The sequence below is a fragment of the Erwinia sp. PME.40.26/001 genome, assembly GCF_055556675.1.
The window spans coordinates 355,500-372,022 of the sequence record NZ_JBVHNP010000002.1 but is presented as its reverse complement, the minus strand read 5'-3'; the positions used below and the strand labels follow the sequence as shown (position 1 = coordinate 372,022).

Here is a 16,523-nt window from a genome sequence, read left to right as displayed (position 1 = left end):
AGTTGTCAATCAGGCTCTACAAGCTAAGTGGTGAATATGACTGAAAATACCCCTCTGCCCCCGTCACGCGGGCCCTCCGAGCACAGCGTGCGCGACCAGATCGTCGAGGCGGCGACCGTACACTTCGGTCATTACGGTTACGAAAAAACCACCGTGTCCGATCTGGCCAAAGCCATCGGTTTTTCAAAAGCCTATATCTATAAGTTTTTCGACTCGAAACAGGCAATCGGTGAAGTGATCTGTGCCAACCGCCTGGCGATGATCATGGCGCGCGTCGACAGTGCCATCGCGGAGGCACCGACCGCCTCTGACAAGCTTCGCCGCCTGTTCCGCACGCTTTCCGACACCGGCAGAGAGCTGTTTTTCCACGATCGTAAACTGTATGACATTGCCGCCGTAGCGGCCCGCGATCGCTGGCCGTCAATCAAAGGACATGAAGAACATCTGCGACTGCTGATACAGGACATTTTGCATCAGGGCCGGGAGTCGGGTGAGTTCGAACGAAAGACCCCGCTCGACGAGGCCGCCAGTGCTATCTACCTGGTGATCCGCCCTTATATGAATCCGGTTCAGCTGCAATTTAATCTGGAAATTGCCGAGGAAGGGGCGGTTCAGCTGGCAGCGCTGATCCTGCGCAGCCTGGCTCCCTGAAAGTGACCATTGACATATTTGGTCACTAGTTACAGAATGCGGTTTCTGCTCTTTTCAAAAAGTAAGGGAACCCATGCTCCGGCTACGACCTGTTACCATTGCTGTCTGTCTGCTGCCCCTGACCCTGGCCGCCTGTGGCGATCCCCCTTCAGAGGCCGGGGATCCCCGCAATCAGCCTCCGCTGGTGCGGGTGGCCAGCGTGCAGGATGCCGCCGCATCTTCACGCACCTTTACCGGCGTTGTTGCCGCGCGTACACAAAGCGATCTGGGCTTCCGGGTATCAGGTAAGGTGCTGGAACGCCTTGTCGATAGCGGACAAAGCGTCAGCAAGGGGCAGCCGCTGATGCGCCTGGATCCCGTTGATCTCGGGCTGCAGGTTCGCGCTCAACAGGAGGCGGTGACCGCTGCCCGCGCCCGCGCTGTGCAGGCCACGGAAGACGAGCGTCGTTACCGGGGTCTGGTCTCCGCCGGGGCCATCTCGGCCTCGTCTTACAGCCAGATTAAGGCCACGGCAGAAGCGGCAAAGGCCGATCTGAACGCCGCCCAGGCACAGGCCGATGTATCGCGTAACGCCTCGACCTATGCCGTGCTGCGGGCCGATGCGGACGGCGTGGTGATGGAAACCCTGGCCGAACCCGGCCAGGTGGTCAGCGCCGGACAGGCCGTGGTGCGCGTGGCCCGGGCAGGACAACGCGAAGCCGTTGTGCAACTCCCTGAAACCTTGCGTCCTGCGCTTCACTCTATCGCCTGGGCCTCGCTGTACGGCAATAAAGATGCACCCGTCGCGGCCACCCTGCGGGTGCTGTCTGACTCTGCTGACAGCGTGACCCGCACCTATGAAGCCCGCTACGTTCTGCAGGACGCCCTTGCCCGCGCCCCGCTTGGCGCTACAGTGACGCTGCGCCTGCCACAAACCGCCGATGCCCGTCCGGGCGTGGAGGTGCCGATCGCCGCCGTGTACGACGCAGGCCAGGGGCCCGGCGTGTGGGTAGTGAAGGGCAAGCCGGCGACCGTCACCTGGCGCGCCGTACAGGTTATCAGCCTGAGTGATGATACCGCCCGCGTGACGGGGAAACTGGCGCGCGGTGAGCAGGTCGTGGCACTGGGTGCCCATCTGCTTCACAGCGGGGAAAAAGTACGCCTGGCCGTGCAAAATGTTCCGGGAGCCCAGCCATGAGTGCGCATCGCTTTAACCTCTCCGCCCTCGCGGTGCGTGAACGCTCCGTGACCCTGTTTCTGATCCTGCTGGTGGCCGTTGCAGGTATCCTGGCGTTCTTTCAGCTGGGACGGGCAGAAGACCCTCCGTTTACCGTCAAGCAGCTGACCGTCATTACCGCCTGGCCCGGCGCAACGGCGCAGGAAATGCAGGACCAGGTGGCTGACCCGTTAGAAAAACGCCTGCAGGAACTGAAATGGTATGACCGTACCGAGACCTATACCCGTCCGGGCATGGCATTCACCATGGTCTCCCTGCTCGACAGCACGCCACCCGGTGAGGTTCAGGAGTCCTTTTACCAGGCGCGCAAAAAGCTGAGTGACGAAAGCCAGAATCTGCCCGCCGGGGTGATCGGACCGATGGTCAACGACGAGTTTTCAGACGTGACCTTTGCCCTGTTCGCGCTGAAAGCCCGAGGTGAACCTCAGCGTCAGCTGGTGCGCGATGCCGAAGCGTTACGCCAGCGGATCCTGCATGTGCCGGGGGTGAAAAAGGTCAACATCATCGGTGAGCAGCCTGAACGTATATTTGTTTCCTTCTCTCATGACAGGCTGGCCACCCTGGGCGTAATGCCCCAGGATATTTTTAACGCCCTGAACGGTCAGAACCTGCTGACCCCTGCCGGTTCGATCGATACGCACGGTCCGCAGGTTTTCCTGCGTCTTGAAGGTGCGCTCGACAAGCTGGATAAGATCCGTAATACCCCAATCAGTGTGCAGGGCCGCACCCTCAAGCTGTCCGATGTTGCCACGGTGGAAAGAGGCTATGAAGATCCCGCCACCTTTATCGTGCGCAACAACGGTGAACAGGCGCTGCTGCTGGGTGTGATTATGCGCGACGGCTGGAACGGCCTCGATCTGGGCCAGGCGCTGGACAAAGAGACCGCACAGATCAATGCCGGAATGCCGCTGGGAATGTCTCTGACCAAAGTCAGCGATCAGGCGGTAAACATCAGCTCGGCCGTCGACGAGTTTATGGTTAAATTCTTCGTCGCGCTGCTGGTGGTGATGGTGGTCTGTTTCGTCAGCATGGGCTGGCGCGTTGGCGTGGTGGTGGCAGCAGCGGTTCCCCTGACGCTGGCCGTGGTGTTTGTGGTGATGGCCGCCAGCGGAAAAAACTTTGACCGTATTACCCTGGGCTCGCTGATCCTGGCGCTGGGCCTGCTGGTGGATGACGCCATCATTGCCATTGAAATGATGGTGGTGAAAATGGAAGAGGGTTATGACCGCATCGCCGCCTCTGCCTATGCCTGGAGCCATACGGCTGCACCGATGCTCTCCGGGACGCTGGTGACCGCCATTGGCTTTATGCCCAATGGGTTTGCCCAGTCCACCGCAGGCGAGTACACCAGCAATATGTTCTGGATCGTCGGCATCGCCCTTATTGCCTCCTGGGTGGTGGCAGTGGTCTTTACCCCATACCTGGGGGTGAAACTGCTGCCGGCGATCAAGCCGGTGGCGGGTGGCCATGCGGCTATCTATAACACCCGTCATTACAACCGCTTCCGTACCCTGCTGGGCAAGGTGATTGCCCGCAAGTGGCTGGTGGCGATCACGGTTATCAGCCTGTTTGTCGCGGCGGTTATCGGTATGGGGCTGGTCAAGAAACAGTTTTTCCCGGCGTCCGACCGTCCGGAAGTCCTGATTGAAGTACAGATGCCTTACGGCACGTCGATAGAGCAGACCAGCGCGGCCAGTGCAAAGGTAGAGGCCTGGCTGCAAAAACAGAAAGAGACGCGCATTGTGACCGCCTATATCGGCCAGGGCGCGCCGCGTTTCTATCTGGCCATGGCCCCGGAGCTGCCCGATCCCTCCTTTGCCAAGATCGTCGTGCTGACCGACAGCCAGCAGGATCGCGATGCGCTGAAAAGCCGTCTGCGTCAGGCGGCAGCCGACGGCCTGGTGCCCGATGCCCGGGTCAGGGTCACGCAGCTGGTGTTCGGCCCCTACTCCCCGTTCCCGGTGGCCTGGCGCGTAATGGGTCCCGATCCCGCGGTGCTGCGTACCATCGCCGCGAAGGTTCAGGGCATCCTGCAGGCCAGCCCGCAGATGAGAACGGTCAACAGCGACTGGGGGCCGCGTACGCCTGTCCTGCACTTTGCGCTGGATCAGGACCGGCTACAGGCCGTAGGCCTGACCTCCAGCTCCGTGGCGCAGCAGTTGCAGTTCCTGCTTGCCGGCGTGCCCATTACGGCCGTGCGTGAAGATATTCGTTCCGTCCAGGTGGTGGGGCGTGCCGCTGGTGACATCCGGCTCGATCCCGCTAAGATTTCTGCGTTCACGCTGGTGGGTGCTGCCGGGCAGCGCATTCCCCTGTCCCAGGTGGGGGAAGTCAGCGTTGGAATGGAAGATCCCCTGCTGCGACGCCGCGATCGCACCCCGACGATCACCGTGCGGGGCGATATCGCCGACGGCCTGCAACCGCCGGATGTGTCGGTCGCGATTGGCCGGTCCCTGCAGCCGGTGGTGGATGCGCTTCCGCCGGGATACCGTATTGAGCAGGCCGGTTCGATTGAGGAGTCCGGCAAAGCCAGTCAGGCGATGCTGCCGCTGTTCCCCATCATGATTGCCATGACGCTGCTGATTATTATTCTGCAGGTGCGTTCAATGTCGGCGATGGCGATGGTATTCCTGACCGCCCCGCTGGGGCTGATTGGCGTGGTGCCCACGCTGCTGCTGTTCCAGCAGCCGTTTGGAATCAATGCGCTGGTCGGGCTGATCGCGCTGTCGGGCATTCTGATGCGTAACACGCTGATACTGATTGGGCAGATTCATCAGAACGAGCAGGAGGGACTGGAACCTTTCCAGGCGGTGGTGGAGGCCACGGTACAGCGCGCCCGTCCGGTGCTGCTGACCGCGCTGGCGGCGGTGCTGGCCTTTATTCCCCTGACGCACTCGGTGTTCTGGGGGACGCTGGCCTACACCCTGATTGGAGGAACCCTCGGGGGAACCGCAATGACACTGATCTTCCTGCCTGCGATGTACGCTATCTGGTTCCGCATCCGTCCGGTGACGGCGTCAGGCCAACGTACGCCTGCCGGGAGGTAAGCATAATGCGGCTGAACTCAGCGCACTACTGGCTGAGTTCAGCCGCAGCCCCGTTCTGCTGTCCGGCGCTGTTCCTGCGCGCGAACAGGCGGAAATCGCTGAGACTGAGCGGACGGGAAAAGTAGAACCCCTGAAAGGCCGTACAGCCAAATCCCTGCATCAACAGCCACTGCTCCGCTGTTTCAATACCTTCCGCCAGCACCTCCAACTTGAGTTCCAGCCCCATGCGGGCAATATTCATGGCAATGACCGCCCCTTTCGGCCCCTCCGTTGCGCCAGAGATAAAGCTGCGATCGATTTTGATCTGCTCCAGCGGCAGACGGCGCAGATAATTAAGCGAGGAAAAGCCGGTTCCAAAATCGTCGAGTGAGAAGCGGAATCCCGCCGCCGCCAGCGCATTCATCTTCGCGACCACCGTCTCAATATCCGAGGCAAACACGCTCTCTGTCAGCTCAAGCTTCACCCGTGACGGGACAACGGAACGCACATCCGCCAGGTGGATCAGGCGTTCGACAAAATCTGCTTTCATCAGGTGGTCAACGGTAATATTGACGGAGATGGTCAGATGGTCCATCGCCGGATCGCGCTGCCACGTCGCCAGCGCGCTCAGGGCGTTGTCGATCACCCAGTCCCCCACGGCGGGCATCAGCCCGGCTCGCTGGGCATCGGGAATAAACTCAGAGGGGGGCACCATTTCCTTGCCCGGCTCCTGCCAGCGCAGCAGCGCTTCGGCCCCGCTGATCTGCCCGGTAGCATTCAGCAGCGGCTGATAAAAAAGAACAAATTCATGGTTATACAGCGCATGCTGGATGGCCCTGATCTTCTCGCTGCGCCGGGAAAAATCCACATGCATGGCCGCAATACCGCCGCATAAAATGACCGTTGCCGACACGGCATTAATCAGCGGAAGACAGAGGTGCAGACGATAGGGGATCGGGCGCGCAAAGGGATAGATCATATCGGCACTGCTGAAAATAATAAACGCCAGCAGCGTCACGCCCATCAGCACCAGCTGCGCCAGCGTATGCCTGCGCTGATAGTTGATGTAGCCGACTAGGGCAATGGTCAGCAGGTAGAGATGCGTGGTTCTGGGGATACCCGTTTCAGGCACGTCATACAGCAGGCAGAACAGGACGGCATAAAGCAGATGGACCAGCTGCGCCAGCATCAGCCCGGTGGAGAAATAACCGCCCGCGGCAATGCGCCAGCTGAAAAACGCCGCCATACCCATGATTAACAGAGAGATCACCAGCGTCCACTGCTGCATGAAGGCAAACACGACCAGCCAGCCGGCGGTGACGACCAGGCCGCTAAGGAAGGCCATCCTGCAGATATACTCAAGATGTTCTTCATTAGGGATTTTCAGCACTCTTTTTCCCGGCATGGCGCAGCTCACTCCGTTCGCAATTGAAGGGTCCTGAATTTTATATTGATTCCCCCCATTCTGGTCAGGCCATTATTCCCTGGGTGGACAGACTAGCACCACACCTTTTTAGGGGGTTTCCAAATTCACCAGCAAAAAACAATAAAATTAAGCCATTGTTTTTTAATTAAATTAAATATAGAAAACCCGTTAAAAAACAGGTTTTAACAATTTTTTTGGAAAACGAATTCAGAAAAAAACAACCGCCAAAAGACGTCATAATGCACTTAAGTAAAATAAAAAATGTGCTGTGACCGCCACATTTCGTGGCTGCATAACCGCTCAGTGCCTGCCTGTCTGCGCCCCAGAGGCATCACCGAAGGTTAAAAAGATCGCCGCTTTGACGGCAAGAGGATGAAATAATCAGCCCGGCTGGCGGGCTGATTATTTCAGGCAAAAGCGGGCTTAATCATTTCCTGGCAAGGTAGATCTCTTCGAGGTGGAAATCACCGCCCTCATTGTAATAACTGTAAGAAGCGATAATCATATCTTCACCCCGGTAGTTCACGTAGTGCGGCTGCAGGAAGGCTTCGACCGGCAGAATTCGCTTAGTGGTTTTATCGGCGAGATCGGTTTTCCAGATACAGGCGTAGCCGCCCTCATTGTCAAAGTAGAATGAGGAATCACGCCCCCAGACATAGTTACGGTTGTAGCTGAAATCCGGGCCCTTTGCCGTGTCGGCCTGCGGCAGGAACACGTTCATACCGGCATCCGGCCGGTCATGCGGGAAGACGTACATCCCCTCATCAACCTCGCTGTTGCTGCGGTCAGCAGAGGCCAGACGCCACTGGCCATCAGGTGACGTCAGCCGGCTGTTGCACTCATTGCTTCCGCAGTACCCCACCCACTTGTTGATAGCAGGTTCACCGGCCGGGGGAGTTATCTCTTTGATCTCGCTGAGCTCTTTGTTGGAAACCTTCAGCGCATAGGCATGCGGCGTGGCAAAGTCGCTTTGGCTGTTCACCGTCACGCCCGGCGCGCGGTATTCTGCCACCGAGTAGCGGATATCGCCCTCGACCGTGTTGACGTTATCCAGCAGCGTCAGCACGAGGTTATAGCCCTCGTACACCGCCTGCACCTGCGGTTTCTCACCGTCTTTCAGACTGAGGAGAAATGCCCCTTTTTTGTCGTCTTTTTCAACATACAGTACGACAAACACTATCAGGTCGTTATTCACGATGCGGTAGGTCAGCGGGCTGAGATAATGCCCGCTGGTGCCCACGGTCAGATCGGTGACATCACTGGAGGTGATCAGCGGCCGGACGCGCCACGGCTCTTCGGTAATGGTGAAACCGGCTTCACTTTTTAATCCGGCAGCGACGGGTTTATCCAGTTTATCGCCCGGACGGGTAAAGACATCGCTAATCTTTTGATAAACTCCGGCACGCGACAGGGTTTTATTGCGCTCGATATAGCGCTGCTTGATACACTCCGCATCCACCCCACAGCGGTTTCTTTCTGCCAGCCATTTTCTCTGCTCACGCGACAGGCTGCCGACCGCAAAGCTGTTATCCATGGCTTTAACGAAATACCCATTGGTGACGTTATCCAGGCCGGAAAGATAGGGATCTTTGCAGATGGTTTGTTCCGTCTTGTTCAGACCGGTTAGCGAACAGTCGAAACCGGCGGCCAGCGCGTTCTGCGCCAGCATAGCCAGCCCAATCCCCAGACCGTATTTTAGCTTTATCATTCTTATTTCCTTACGCCCTTTCCATCATGTCATGCTGATTAGCAGGTGCTCAAATGTGTATTGTGGCGGGACAGAAGCCCGCCTGTCAGGCAGGAATAATCTACCGGAAAAAATAGCAAAAAGTACGACAAAGAAATGAAAGCGTACCGGCAGACTTACTCTGCCTCATCAAAAGTGATGGCCTGCCCACGTTCATCGATATGTTTCCGATCGCGACGGAAGGCCATTGACGCCCGCAGCCCGCCCAAAAGGGCGCCACGCTGGTAAATCTCATCCGCCCGTTCGCGCAGATACGCATCCTGCGGATTGATCGCGAGACCGCGGTCAACCCACACTTTTGCCAGATAGCGGTTGGCCACGCATCCCGTCCCGGTGAAAAAGGCATAAGCATAATAGGCCGCAGCATACTCCTGATTCTCCGCGCGTTCATCACGCCACAGTTCACCCAGGACCTCCGCCACCGCCAGCTTCCGATCCGCATAGCTGGCATACTCACTGAAAAGGAGGAGCCCTGCCAGCTCACGCGTGGCACGCTGCCAGACCTCCAGAGAGACGTTGGGCGCTTTCATCACCGTGAAAAACAGGTCGCGCGCACGCTGATACTGCTCTGCATTGACGATGTCATTTTCCCGGGCTATGACATAACCGAGATTGTACTGGCACACCACGCTGCCCGCCTCAGCCGCCCGCGCCAGCCAGTGCTGTGCCAGGGCTGGATCCTCATAGAGCGAAGCGTCGCGCCCGTAGCGCCGTGACAGGCTGCCGGAGTAAAGGTCATACAGACCGGCCATCGCCGATGCGTCTCCGGCCCCGGCGGCCGCATGATCGAGATAAATGCCTGCCTCCTCCGACACGGATTCAAACAGGTTCGCCGCAGCCTGGCCGATATCTAAGTCAGACGGCAGTGCCAGCCCCCGCGCGATCAGCTTTTCATGATCAAACTGCCCCGGTGCGATGCCGTAAAAACCGAAGCGACTTGCCAGACCCGCGACCAGCACCTCGTACTGGCTGTCACCCCACTGCTGACTGCGCTCAAGCCACAGCGGGCGCAGGCCAAAGCTGTCCTCAATACCGGCAAAATCCAGGCAGGCGAGTAAGGTGCTGAAGGCATCGCTGCTCCCCGGATCGGCAACAGGGTGATCCACCTGCCATGCCCGCACCAGCGCATCGTAAGCCCGCTGCATCGCTGGTTGATCCCAGCGCACCTCACCCTCTTCTTCCGTACGAGCATAGTGGCTAACGAAATTAGCGTAACTGCGCAGCACGGCAGCGTGCTGGCGTGGGGTCAGGTTGAGGGTGAGCAGTGCGTCATATTCCTGCAAACAAAACGCAATATGTTCGCGATCGTCAGCGTCCGGCAACAGGGCCACATAGCCAAGATAGTCCCAGGCCTGGGTCATCCGCAGGCCATTACGTTCGTTTTCAGTCAGCCCGCTGCACCAGTCGCTGTCGATAAACGCCGACATCTCCTGATGGCTCCCCCCCCAGCGAGGGTAAAGAAAATAGACCCATGAACTGAGGATAGCGAAGAGGTTCGGCCGCGCGGCCAGGGTTAACCGCAGCCAGTAGAGCTTACTGTTGTCCCGCTCCTGCTCACTGCGCAACGGTAATAAAGGGGGTAACGTCGCAGGGATGATCGCCAGTTCACTGCCGCCTTCATCACGCAGGCGCTGAACACCGGCGGCCCAGAGAGCCGGATCAATCTCCGCCTCGCGCTGCGAATAATCCCCCGGCGCGATGCCCGCCGCCAGCGCCGCCAGCCACTGCGGCTCACCCAGATAACAGCTCAGACGGAAGATACGGAACAGAGCAAAGGCAGGCTTCGGGTGCAAAGCAACGGCCTGAAGACAGGCTGCGATGCCCAAATCCCGCGCCAGTTCGGCCCCCATCCAACGATCACTGGAGACGTATTCACCGCCATCCTGGGTACGAATACGCCCGGCGGCCCGCTCCCAGTAGCATCCCAGCAGAAGGTGCGCATGATAAGACGCCGGGTAGCGTCTGACCCATGCCTGCAGAAGAGACAGTGTTTCGGTGGCAGGCTGGAGTGAATCGAAGAACACATCGATGCTCCACTCGTAGTCATAGGCTTCGCTGATGCCGTTCAACCAGGGCCGGGACTGCTGTTCCAGTAACGTCTCCAGGGCTTCAAATTGCTGACCGACAAACAGCGCGTGCAGGTGCGCGCGGCGGCTGAGGATCGCGTCCAGAGGTTCAAAATGCGTGGTCATAGTATGGCTTCTTCCTGAGTTTTCGTCCGCCAGTCCTGGCAGGCCACACGCGGCGAAAACGTGTCTGTGCTGATAAAGGGATGAAATAAGACAATGTATGAATATGTTGTTATATCAGTTAACAACGCAGGATTCAGAAAATAAATGGCCCTGAAATCCTCCCGTGATGGCTGCACTTCATCCCCGCCCGTCCCCACCCTGCGGCAGCGCTTATCCCGGCCTCCTTACAGTGAGACCCCAGTCACAAATTTTAATCCTCAGGTTAACGTGTAAAACCGCTTATACCACTCAACAACCGCTTACCCGCCCGATAACGCCACTCAACGAATTATCCCCCCTGGAGCCATTGAAATTCGCCACCATAGACCCGGTCTGAAAATGTGACAAACCGACTCATTATCATTTGATAAAAAACCAGGTCCCCTATGAATAAAAATAAACTATTCAAACACATACCCTGGATGATCCTTGGGATTATCGGCGCGTGCTGTCTGGCCGTCGTCGCGCTGCGGCGCGGTGAACATATCAGTGCGCTGTGGATTGTGGTTGCCAGCGTCTCGGTCTACCTGGTCGCCTACCGTTACTACAGCCTCTACATTGCGCAAAAAGTGATGCGGCTGGACCCGACCCGCGCCACCCCGGCGGTGATCAATAACGACGGTCTGAACTACGTACCAACCAATCGTAACGTGCTGTTTGGTCACCACTTTGCTGCCATTGCCGGGGCTGGTCCACTGGTCGGCCCGGTACTGGCGGCGCAGATGGGCTACCTGCCCGGCGTGCTGTGGCTGCTGGCCGGTGTGGTGCTGGCAGGGGCGGTACAGGACTTTATGGTGCTGTTTATCTCCCAGCGGCGTAACGGGGCGTCACTCGGTGAGATGATCAAAAATGAGATGGGCCCGGTGCCCGGCACCATCGCCCTGTTCGGCTGCTTCCTGATCATGATTATTATCCTGGCGGTGCTGGCGCTGATCGTGGTGAAGGCACTGGCTGAGAGCCCGTGGGGCGTATTTACCGTCTGCTCGACGGTGCCGATTGCGCTGTTTATGGGTATCTACATGCGCTTTATCCGCCCCGGACGGGTGGGTGAGATTTCGGTTATCGGCGTGATACTGCTGATCGCTGCTATTTACTTCGGCGGCGTGATTGCCCACGACCCTTACTGGGGCCCGGCGCTGACCTTCAAAGACACCACGATTACCTATACCCTGATCGGCTACGCGTTTGTTTCCGCCCTGCTGCCGGTGTGGCTGATCCTGGCCCCGCGTGACTATCTGGCCACTTTCCTGAAAATCGGCGTCATCGTCGGTCTGGCCATCGGGATTGTCATCCTCAACCCTGAACTGAAAATGCCGGCGCTGACGCAGTATATCGACGGCACCGGCCCGCTGTGGAAAGGGGCGCTCTTCCCGTTCCTGTTTATTACCATCGCCTGCGGCGCAGTCTCGGGTTTCCACGCGCTGATCGCCTCCGGCACCACGCCGAAGCTGCTGGCCTGTGAAACCGATGCCCGCTTTATCGGCTACGGCGCGATGCTGATGGAGTCCTTTGTCGCCGTGATGGCGCTGGTGGCCGCATCGATTATCGAACCCGGCCTCTACTTTGCCATGAACACACCACCGGCGGGCCTTGGCATCGTGATGCCGAACCTGCATGAGCTGGGAGGCGCTAACGCCCCGCTGATCATGGCGCAGCTGCAGGACGTGACCGCCCAGGCGGCCGCTACCGTCAGCTCGTGGGGCTTTGTCATCTCCCCGGAAGCGATCCTGCAAACGGCGAAGGATATCGGTGAACCGTCGGTGCTGAACCGTGCGGGGGGCGCACCAACGCTGGCCGTCGGGATTGCCCATGTGTTCGACAAAATTATGCCGATAGCCGATATGGGGTTCTGGTATCACTTCGGTATTCTGTTTGAAGCGCTGTTTATCCTGACCGCTCTGGATGCGGGTACCCGCTCCGGCCGCTTTATGCTGCAGGATCTGCTGGGTAACTTTGTGCCGTTCCTGAAAAAAACCGACTCGCTGCTGGCGGGCGTCGTGGGTACCGCTGGCTGCGTCGGGCTGTGGGGTTATCTGCTTTATCAGGGCGTAGTTGACCCGCTGGGCGGCGTGAAAAGCCTGTGGCCGCTGTTCGGGATTTCTAACCAGATGCTGGCCGCCGTCGCCCTGGTGCTGGCAAGCGTGGTGCTGATTAAGATGAAGCGGACGAAGTACATCTGGGTGACCATGCTGCCAGCCATCTGGCTGCTGATCTGTACCACCTGGGCGCTGGGTCTTAAGCTGTTCAGCAACAACCCGCAGATGGAAGGTTTCTTCTACATGGCCCGCGAGTACAAAGCCAAAGCCGCTGCCGGGGGAGCCGATCTGACGGCACAGCAGGTGAGCAATATGAATCATATTGTGATCAACAACTACACAAATGCCGGTCTGAGTATCCTGTTCCTCGTGGTGGTGTACAGTATTATCTTCTACGGCATTAAAGCCTGGCTGAAAGCACGCCAGGCCGATGGTCCGACGGATACTGAAACCCCGTATGTGGCCGTGCCGAAGGAAGGGGTGAAAATCGCTTCCGGCCACTGACACTGATCCGCGTTAACACGGCCCCGCTGCGGCGGGGCTCGTCGTTGGGAGTACCTGATGTTTGATAATCTGAACAGCGCGAAAAAATATCTCGGGCAGGCTGCGCGTATGCTGGTCGGCATTCCTGATTACGACACCTATGTCGAACATATGCAGAATAATCACCCGGATAAGCCGGTGATGACTTATAAAGAGTTCTTCCGCGAGCGCCAGCAGGCACGTTATGGCGGAGATGGAAAAGGCGGAATGCGCTGCTGTTGATAAGGAAAAAATGATGACACCTGTTGCTGTTACGGTACTGACCGGCTTTCTTGGCGCGGGCAAAACCACGCTGTTGCGCCATATTTTGCATGAACAGCAGGACTACAAAATTGCGGTCATTGAGAATGAATTTGGTGCCGTCGCCGTCGATGACCAGCTGCTGGGTGACAGCAGCGCCCAGATCACCACGCTGACGAATGGCTGCATCTGCTGCACCCGATCCGGCGAGCTGGAAGAGGCGCTGCTCGACCTGCTTGCGCGTCGCGACAGCGGCGAACTGACCTTTGACCGCTTAATCATAGAATGTACTGGTATGGCCGACCCCGGCCCGATCATTCAGACCTTCTTCTCTCATGACATCCTCTGCGAGCGCTATCTGCTGGATGGGGTAATTGCCCTGGTGGATGCAGTCCATGCCGGGCAGCAGATGGATCAGTTCACGCTTGCTCAGTCGCAGGTGGGCTATGCTGACCGGATCCTGCTGACCAAAACCGATGTCTGCGGAACGCCCCCGGCCCTGCTGGAGCGTTTACAGCGCATCAATGCCCGTGCGCCGATCCACCCGGTGATCCACGGCAAGATTGACCTGGCGCAGCTCTTTGATACCCGGGGCTTTATGCTGGAAGAGACCATTGTGACGCCAAAACCGCGTTTCCAGTTTATTGCGCCGCAGGAAAACGCCATCACCTCGGTGGTAGTGGAGCTGGATTATCCGCTGGCGCTGGAGGCGGTGTCTGCCGTCATGGAAGGGCTGCTGGCCGGGTTTGCCGACAGGCTGCTGCGCTATAAGGGAATGCTGTGGATTGCCGGCCATCCCTGCCGCCTGCTGTTCCAGGGCGTGCAGCGCCTGTACAGTGCCGACTGGGATCGCGAGTGGCAGGCGGATGAACAGCCTGCCAGCACGCTGGTGTTTATCGGCATTCAGCTGCCGGAAGCGGAGATCCGCGCAGCCTTTGCCGGACTGAAATCCTAGCCTACAGCCCGACGGTCTCCTTCAGGCTTTTCAGATAGCGCCGGCTCACCGGCACGGTGTGGCCGCCGCTGAGTAGCAGCTCGGCCTGACCGTTATCCTCCAGGCGGATCTCCTTCAGATGCGCCATATTCACCAGAAACTGACGGTGGCAGCGCACCAGCGGCGTGCGGTTTTCCAGCGTACGTAACGTCAGCTCGGTAAAGCCCTCTTTTCCCTGCTGGCTGGTGACATACACCCCGCTCAGGCGACTGCTGACGAACACCACCTCTTCCATCTGCAGCAGCCAGATACGGCTCAGGCCGCTGCAGGGTATACATTTCAGATCCTGCTGGCTGTCCGGTAGCACCGAGACATCCTGTCCGTGGCGATCGTGACGCAGGCGCATCAACGTTTTGTTCAGTCGCGTGGCCTCCACCGGTTTCAGCAGGTAGTCAAAGGCGTGTTCTTCAAACGCCTGCACGGCGAACTCATCAAAGGCGGTGAGAAACACGATCCACGGGCGTTCCTCCGGGTCGAGCATACTGACCATTTCCAGGCCGCTGATGCGCGGCATCTGAATATCGAGAAACAGGACGTCAGGGTGCAGCTTATGCACCATGCCGATGGCCTCAACGGCATTGCCACACTCACCCACGATCTCGATATCCGCTTCTTTCTGCAGCAAAACACGCAGGTTTTCACGTGCCAGCGGTTCATCATCGACAATCAATACGCTAATCATACTGTTTCCTCCAACGGCAACCGCAGAGTGATGCGGGTGAGGCAATCCTTCTCACAGGTGACGGTGATGCCGTAAGCATCGCCATACCGCGCGCGCAAACGTTTATCCACCAGACTCATTCCCAGCCCACCGCTGCTCTCTTTGGGCTGGTACAGCCCGGCGTTATCTTCAATATCCAGCACCAGATGCTCCCCGTCGCGGCTGGCCTGAAGGGTGATTTCCCCCCGGCCCAGCAACTGCGAAGTGCCGTGCTTAATGGCATTTTCCACAATCGGTTGCAGAGTAAACGCCGGAAGCCGGTAGTACGCCAGCGCCTCCGGCACCCGCAGCCGGATGCTCAGCCGCGACTGAAAACGAGCCTGTTCGATCTGCAGGTAGGCGTTAACGTGCTCAATCTCATTCGCCAGGGTCACTATCTCCGAAGGCCGCTTCAGATTTTTGCGGAAAAAGGTGGAGAGATAGTGCACCAGCTGCCCGGCTTTTTCGCTGTCCTGACGGATCACCGCCATCAGCGTATTCAGGGCGTTAAACAGGAAATGCGGGTTCACCTGGGCGTGCAGCAGTTTGATTTCCGACTGAGCCAGCAGCGCCTTCTGGCGCTCATACTGCCCGGCCAGAATCTGCGCGGAGAGCAGCTGCGCAATCCCTTCGCCCAGCGTACGGTTAATCGAGCTGAAAAGCCGGTTACGTGCCTCGTAGAGTTTTATCGTGCCGATCACCCGCTGATTTTCCCCCCTGAGCGGGATCACCAGCGTCGAGCCCAGCTTGCAGTTCGGGTGCAGGGAACAGCGGTAAGGCACTTCATTACCGTCGGCATACACCACCTCCCCGCTGTCGATGGCGCGCCAGGTACAGGAAGAGGAGATGGGTTTGCCCGGCAGGTGGTGATCGTCACCGGTGCCGGTAAACGCCAGTAACCGTTCGCGATCGGTAATCGCCACCGCACCGATATCCAGCTCCTGATAAAGCACCTGCGCCACCTTCATGCTGTTCTCTTCGTTAAACCCCTGGCGCAGTATGCCTTCAGTAGACGCCGCCACCTTCAGCGCGGTGGTGGAAAATGCCGTGGTGTATTTCTCAAACATCGCCCGCTTATCCAGCAGGATGCGCATAAACATGGCGGCCCCGAGGGTATTCGTCACCATCATCGGGGCCGCAATGTTCTGCACCAGATGCAGCGCATCCTGAAACGGGCGGGCAATCAGCAGAATGATCGCCATCTGTACCAGTTCAGCCACAAAGGTAATGCCCCCCGCCGTCAGCGGACTGAAGACTTTATCGCTGCGGCCGCGTTTGATCAGAATGCTGTGCATCAGGCCGCCCAGCAGCCCTTCGGCAATGGTAGAAACCATACAGCTGAGGGCGGTCATTCCCCCCAGTGAATAGCGATGCAGCCCCCCGGTCAGGCCAACTAATCCGCCGACCACCGGCCCACCCAGCAGCCCACCCATCACCGCACCGATGGCGCGCGTATTGGCAATGGAGTCTTCAATATGCAGGCCAAAGTAGGTACCCATGATGCAGAAAATAGAGAAGGTGATGTAGCACAGCAGCTTATGCGGCAGGCGCACGGTCACCTGCATCAGAGGGATAAACAGACGGGTTTTACTCATCAGCCAGGCAATAACCAGAAACACACACATCTGCTGTAACAGTAGTAAAATCAACGTAAATTCGTACATATCCTGCAATCCGCATTCTCCCGTGCGTGCAACATACACCGGGCAGGGT

11 protein-coding genes are annotated in these 16,523 nt (G+C 58.3%); 6 read left to right on the top strand and 5 right to left on the bottom strand.

What is annotated here, in order from left to right:
• The first annotated feature begins 36 nt into the window (after window positions 1-36).
• From ACZ3HG_RS09210 to ACZ3HG_RS09200, 3 genes are all read left to right on the top strand, one after another.
• Window positions 37-651: a TetR/AcrR family transcriptional regulator gene (locus ACZ3HG_RS09210; protein ID WP_191933834.1), complete on the top strand. Its 615-nt coding sequence runs from the start codon at window positions 37-39 to the stop codon at window positions 649-651.
• A gap of 73 nt (window positions 652-724) precedes the next feature.
• Window positions 725-1,828 (top strand): efflux RND transporter periplasmic adaptor subunit, encoded by a 1,104-nt coding sequence (locus ACZ3HG_RS09205; protein WP_191933833.1) that lies wholly within the window; start codon window positions 725-727, stop codon window positions 1,826-1,828.
• Window positions 1,825-4,914: an efflux RND transporter permease subunit gene (locus ACZ3HG_RS09200; RefSeq protein ID WP_465332720.1), complete on the top strand. Its 3,090-nt coding sequence runs from the start codon at window positions 1,825-1,827 to the stop codon at window positions 4,912-4,914. The genes ACZ3HG_RS09205 and ACZ3HG_RS09200 overlap by 4 nt, the downstream gene beginning before the upstream one ends.
• A 25-nt stretch (window positions 4,915-4,939) precedes the next feature.
• Here the strand turns inward: ACZ3HG_RS09200 and ACZ3HG_RS09195 are convergent, their stop codons facing one another.
• From ACZ3HG_RS09195 to ACZ3HG_RS09185, 3 genes are all read right to left on the bottom strand, one after another.
• Window positions 4,940-6,283 carry an EAL domain-containing protein gene (locus ACZ3HG_RS09195; protein WP_465332719.1) on the bottom strand — a complete coding sequence of 448 codons (1,344 nt, stop codon included), beginning with the start codon at window positions 6,281-6,283 and terminating at the stop codon, window positions 4,940-4,942.
• A 463-nt stretch (window positions 6,284-6,746) separates the two neighbouring features.
• Window positions 6,747-8,027: a lysozyme inhibitor LprI family protein gene (locus ACZ3HG_RS09190; RefSeq protein ID WP_244636250.1), complete on the bottom strand. Its 1,281-nt coding sequence runs from the start codon at window positions 8,025-8,027 to the stop codon at window positions 6,747-6,749.
• 155 nt (window positions 8,028-8,182) lie between these two features.
• Window positions 8,183-10,258 (bottom strand): DUF4034 domain-containing protein, encoded by a 2,076-nt coding sequence (locus tag ACZ3HG_RS09185; protein ID WP_465332718.1) that lies wholly within the window; start codon window positions 10,256-10,258, stop codon window positions 8,183-8,185.
• Window positions 10,259-10,683: 425 nt separating this feature from the next.
• Here ACZ3HG_RS09185 and ACZ3HG_RS09180 point away from each other — a divergent pair, with 425 nt between their 5' ends.
• Genes ACZ3HG_RS09180 through yjiA form a run of 3 tightly spaced genes read left to right on the top strand, consistent with a single transcriptional unit; the run spans window position 10,684 to window position 14,071 of the window.
• Window positions 10,684-12,837 (top strand): carbon starvation CstA family protein, encoded by a 2,154-nt coding sequence (locus tag ACZ3HG_RS09180; RefSeq protein WP_191933829.1) that lies wholly within the window; start codon window positions 10,684-10,686, stop codon window positions 12,835-12,837.
• A 57-nt stretch (window positions 12,838-12,894) separates the two neighbouring features.
• Window positions 12,895-13,098 (top strand): YbdD/YjiX family protein, encoded by a 204-nt coding sequence (locus tag ACZ3HG_RS09175; protein WP_062746071.1) that lies wholly within the window; start codon window positions 12,895-12,897, stop codon window positions 13,096-13,098.
• 13 nt (window positions 13,099-13,111) lie between these two features.
• On the top strand, window positions 13,112-14,071 hold the full coding sequence (gene yjiA / locus ACZ3HG_RS09170; protein ID WP_191934046.1) for a GTPase: 960 nt from the start codon (window positions 13,112-13,114) through the stop codon (window positions 14,069-14,071).
• Window position 14,072: 1 nt separating this feature from the next.
• Here the strand turns inward: yjiA and btsR are convergent, their stop codons facing one another.
• Both btsR and ACZ3HG_RS09160 read right to left on the bottom strand, forming a co-directional pair.
• The gene (gene btsR / locus ACZ3HG_RS09165) at window positions 14,073-14,792 is read right to left on the bottom strand and encodes a two-component system response regulator BtsR (protein ID WP_191933828.1); all 720 of its coding nucleotides are present in this window, start codon (window positions 14,790-14,792) and stop codon (window positions 14,073-14,075) included.
• On the bottom strand, window positions 14,789-16,474 hold the full coding sequence (locus ACZ3HG_RS09160; protein ID WP_191933827.1) for a sensor histidine kinase: 1,686 nt from the start codon (window positions 16,472-16,474) through the stop codon (window positions 14,789-14,791). The genes btsR and ACZ3HG_RS09160 overlap by 4 nt, the downstream gene beginning before the upstream one ends.
• Window positions 16,475-16,523: the final 49 nt, after the last annotated feature.

Excerpts from the sequence above, each read along its gene's own strand:
- ACZ3HG_RS09210 (WP_191933834.1), top strand. The coding sequence starts at position 37 with ATGACTGAAAATACCCCTCTGCCCCCGTCACGCGGGCCCTCCGAGCAC.
- ACZ3HG_RS09205 (WP_191933833.1), top strand. The coding sequence starts at position 725 with ATGCTCCGGCTACGACCTGTTACCATTGCTGTCTGTCTGCTGCCCCTG.
- ACZ3HG_RS09200 (WP_465332720.1), top strand. The coding sequence starts at position 1,825 with ATGAGTGCGCATCGCTTTAACCTCTCCGCCCTCGCGGTGCGTGAACGC.
- ACZ3HG_RS09190 (WP_244636250.1), bottom strand. The coding sequence starts at position 8,027 with ATGATAAAGCTAAAATACGGTCTGGGGATTGGGCTGGCTATGCTGGCG.
- ACZ3HG_RS09185 (WP_465332718.1), bottom strand. The coding sequence starts at position 10,258 with ATGACCACGCATTTTGAACCTCTGGACGCGATCCTCAGCCGCCGCGCG.
- ACZ3HG_RS09180 (WP_191933829.1), top strand. The coding sequence starts at position 10,684 with ATGAATAAAAATAAACTATTCAAACACATACCCTGGATGATCCTTGGG.
- ACZ3HG_RS09175 (WP_062746071.1), top strand. The coding sequence starts at position 12,895 with ATGTTTGATAATCTGAACAGCGCGAAAAAATATCTCGGGCAGGCTGCG.
- yjiA (WP_191934046.1), top strand. The coding sequence starts at position 13,112 with ATGACACCTGTTGCTGTTACGGTACTGACCGGCTTTCTTGGCGCGGGC.
- btsR (WP_191933828.1), bottom strand. The coding sequence starts at position 14,792 with ATGATTAGCGTATTGATTGTCGATGATGAACCGCTGGCACGTGAAAAC.
- ACZ3HG_RS09160 (WP_191933827.1), bottom strand. The coding sequence starts at position 16,474 with ATGTACGAATTTACGTTGATTTTACTACTGTTACAGCAGATGTGTGTG.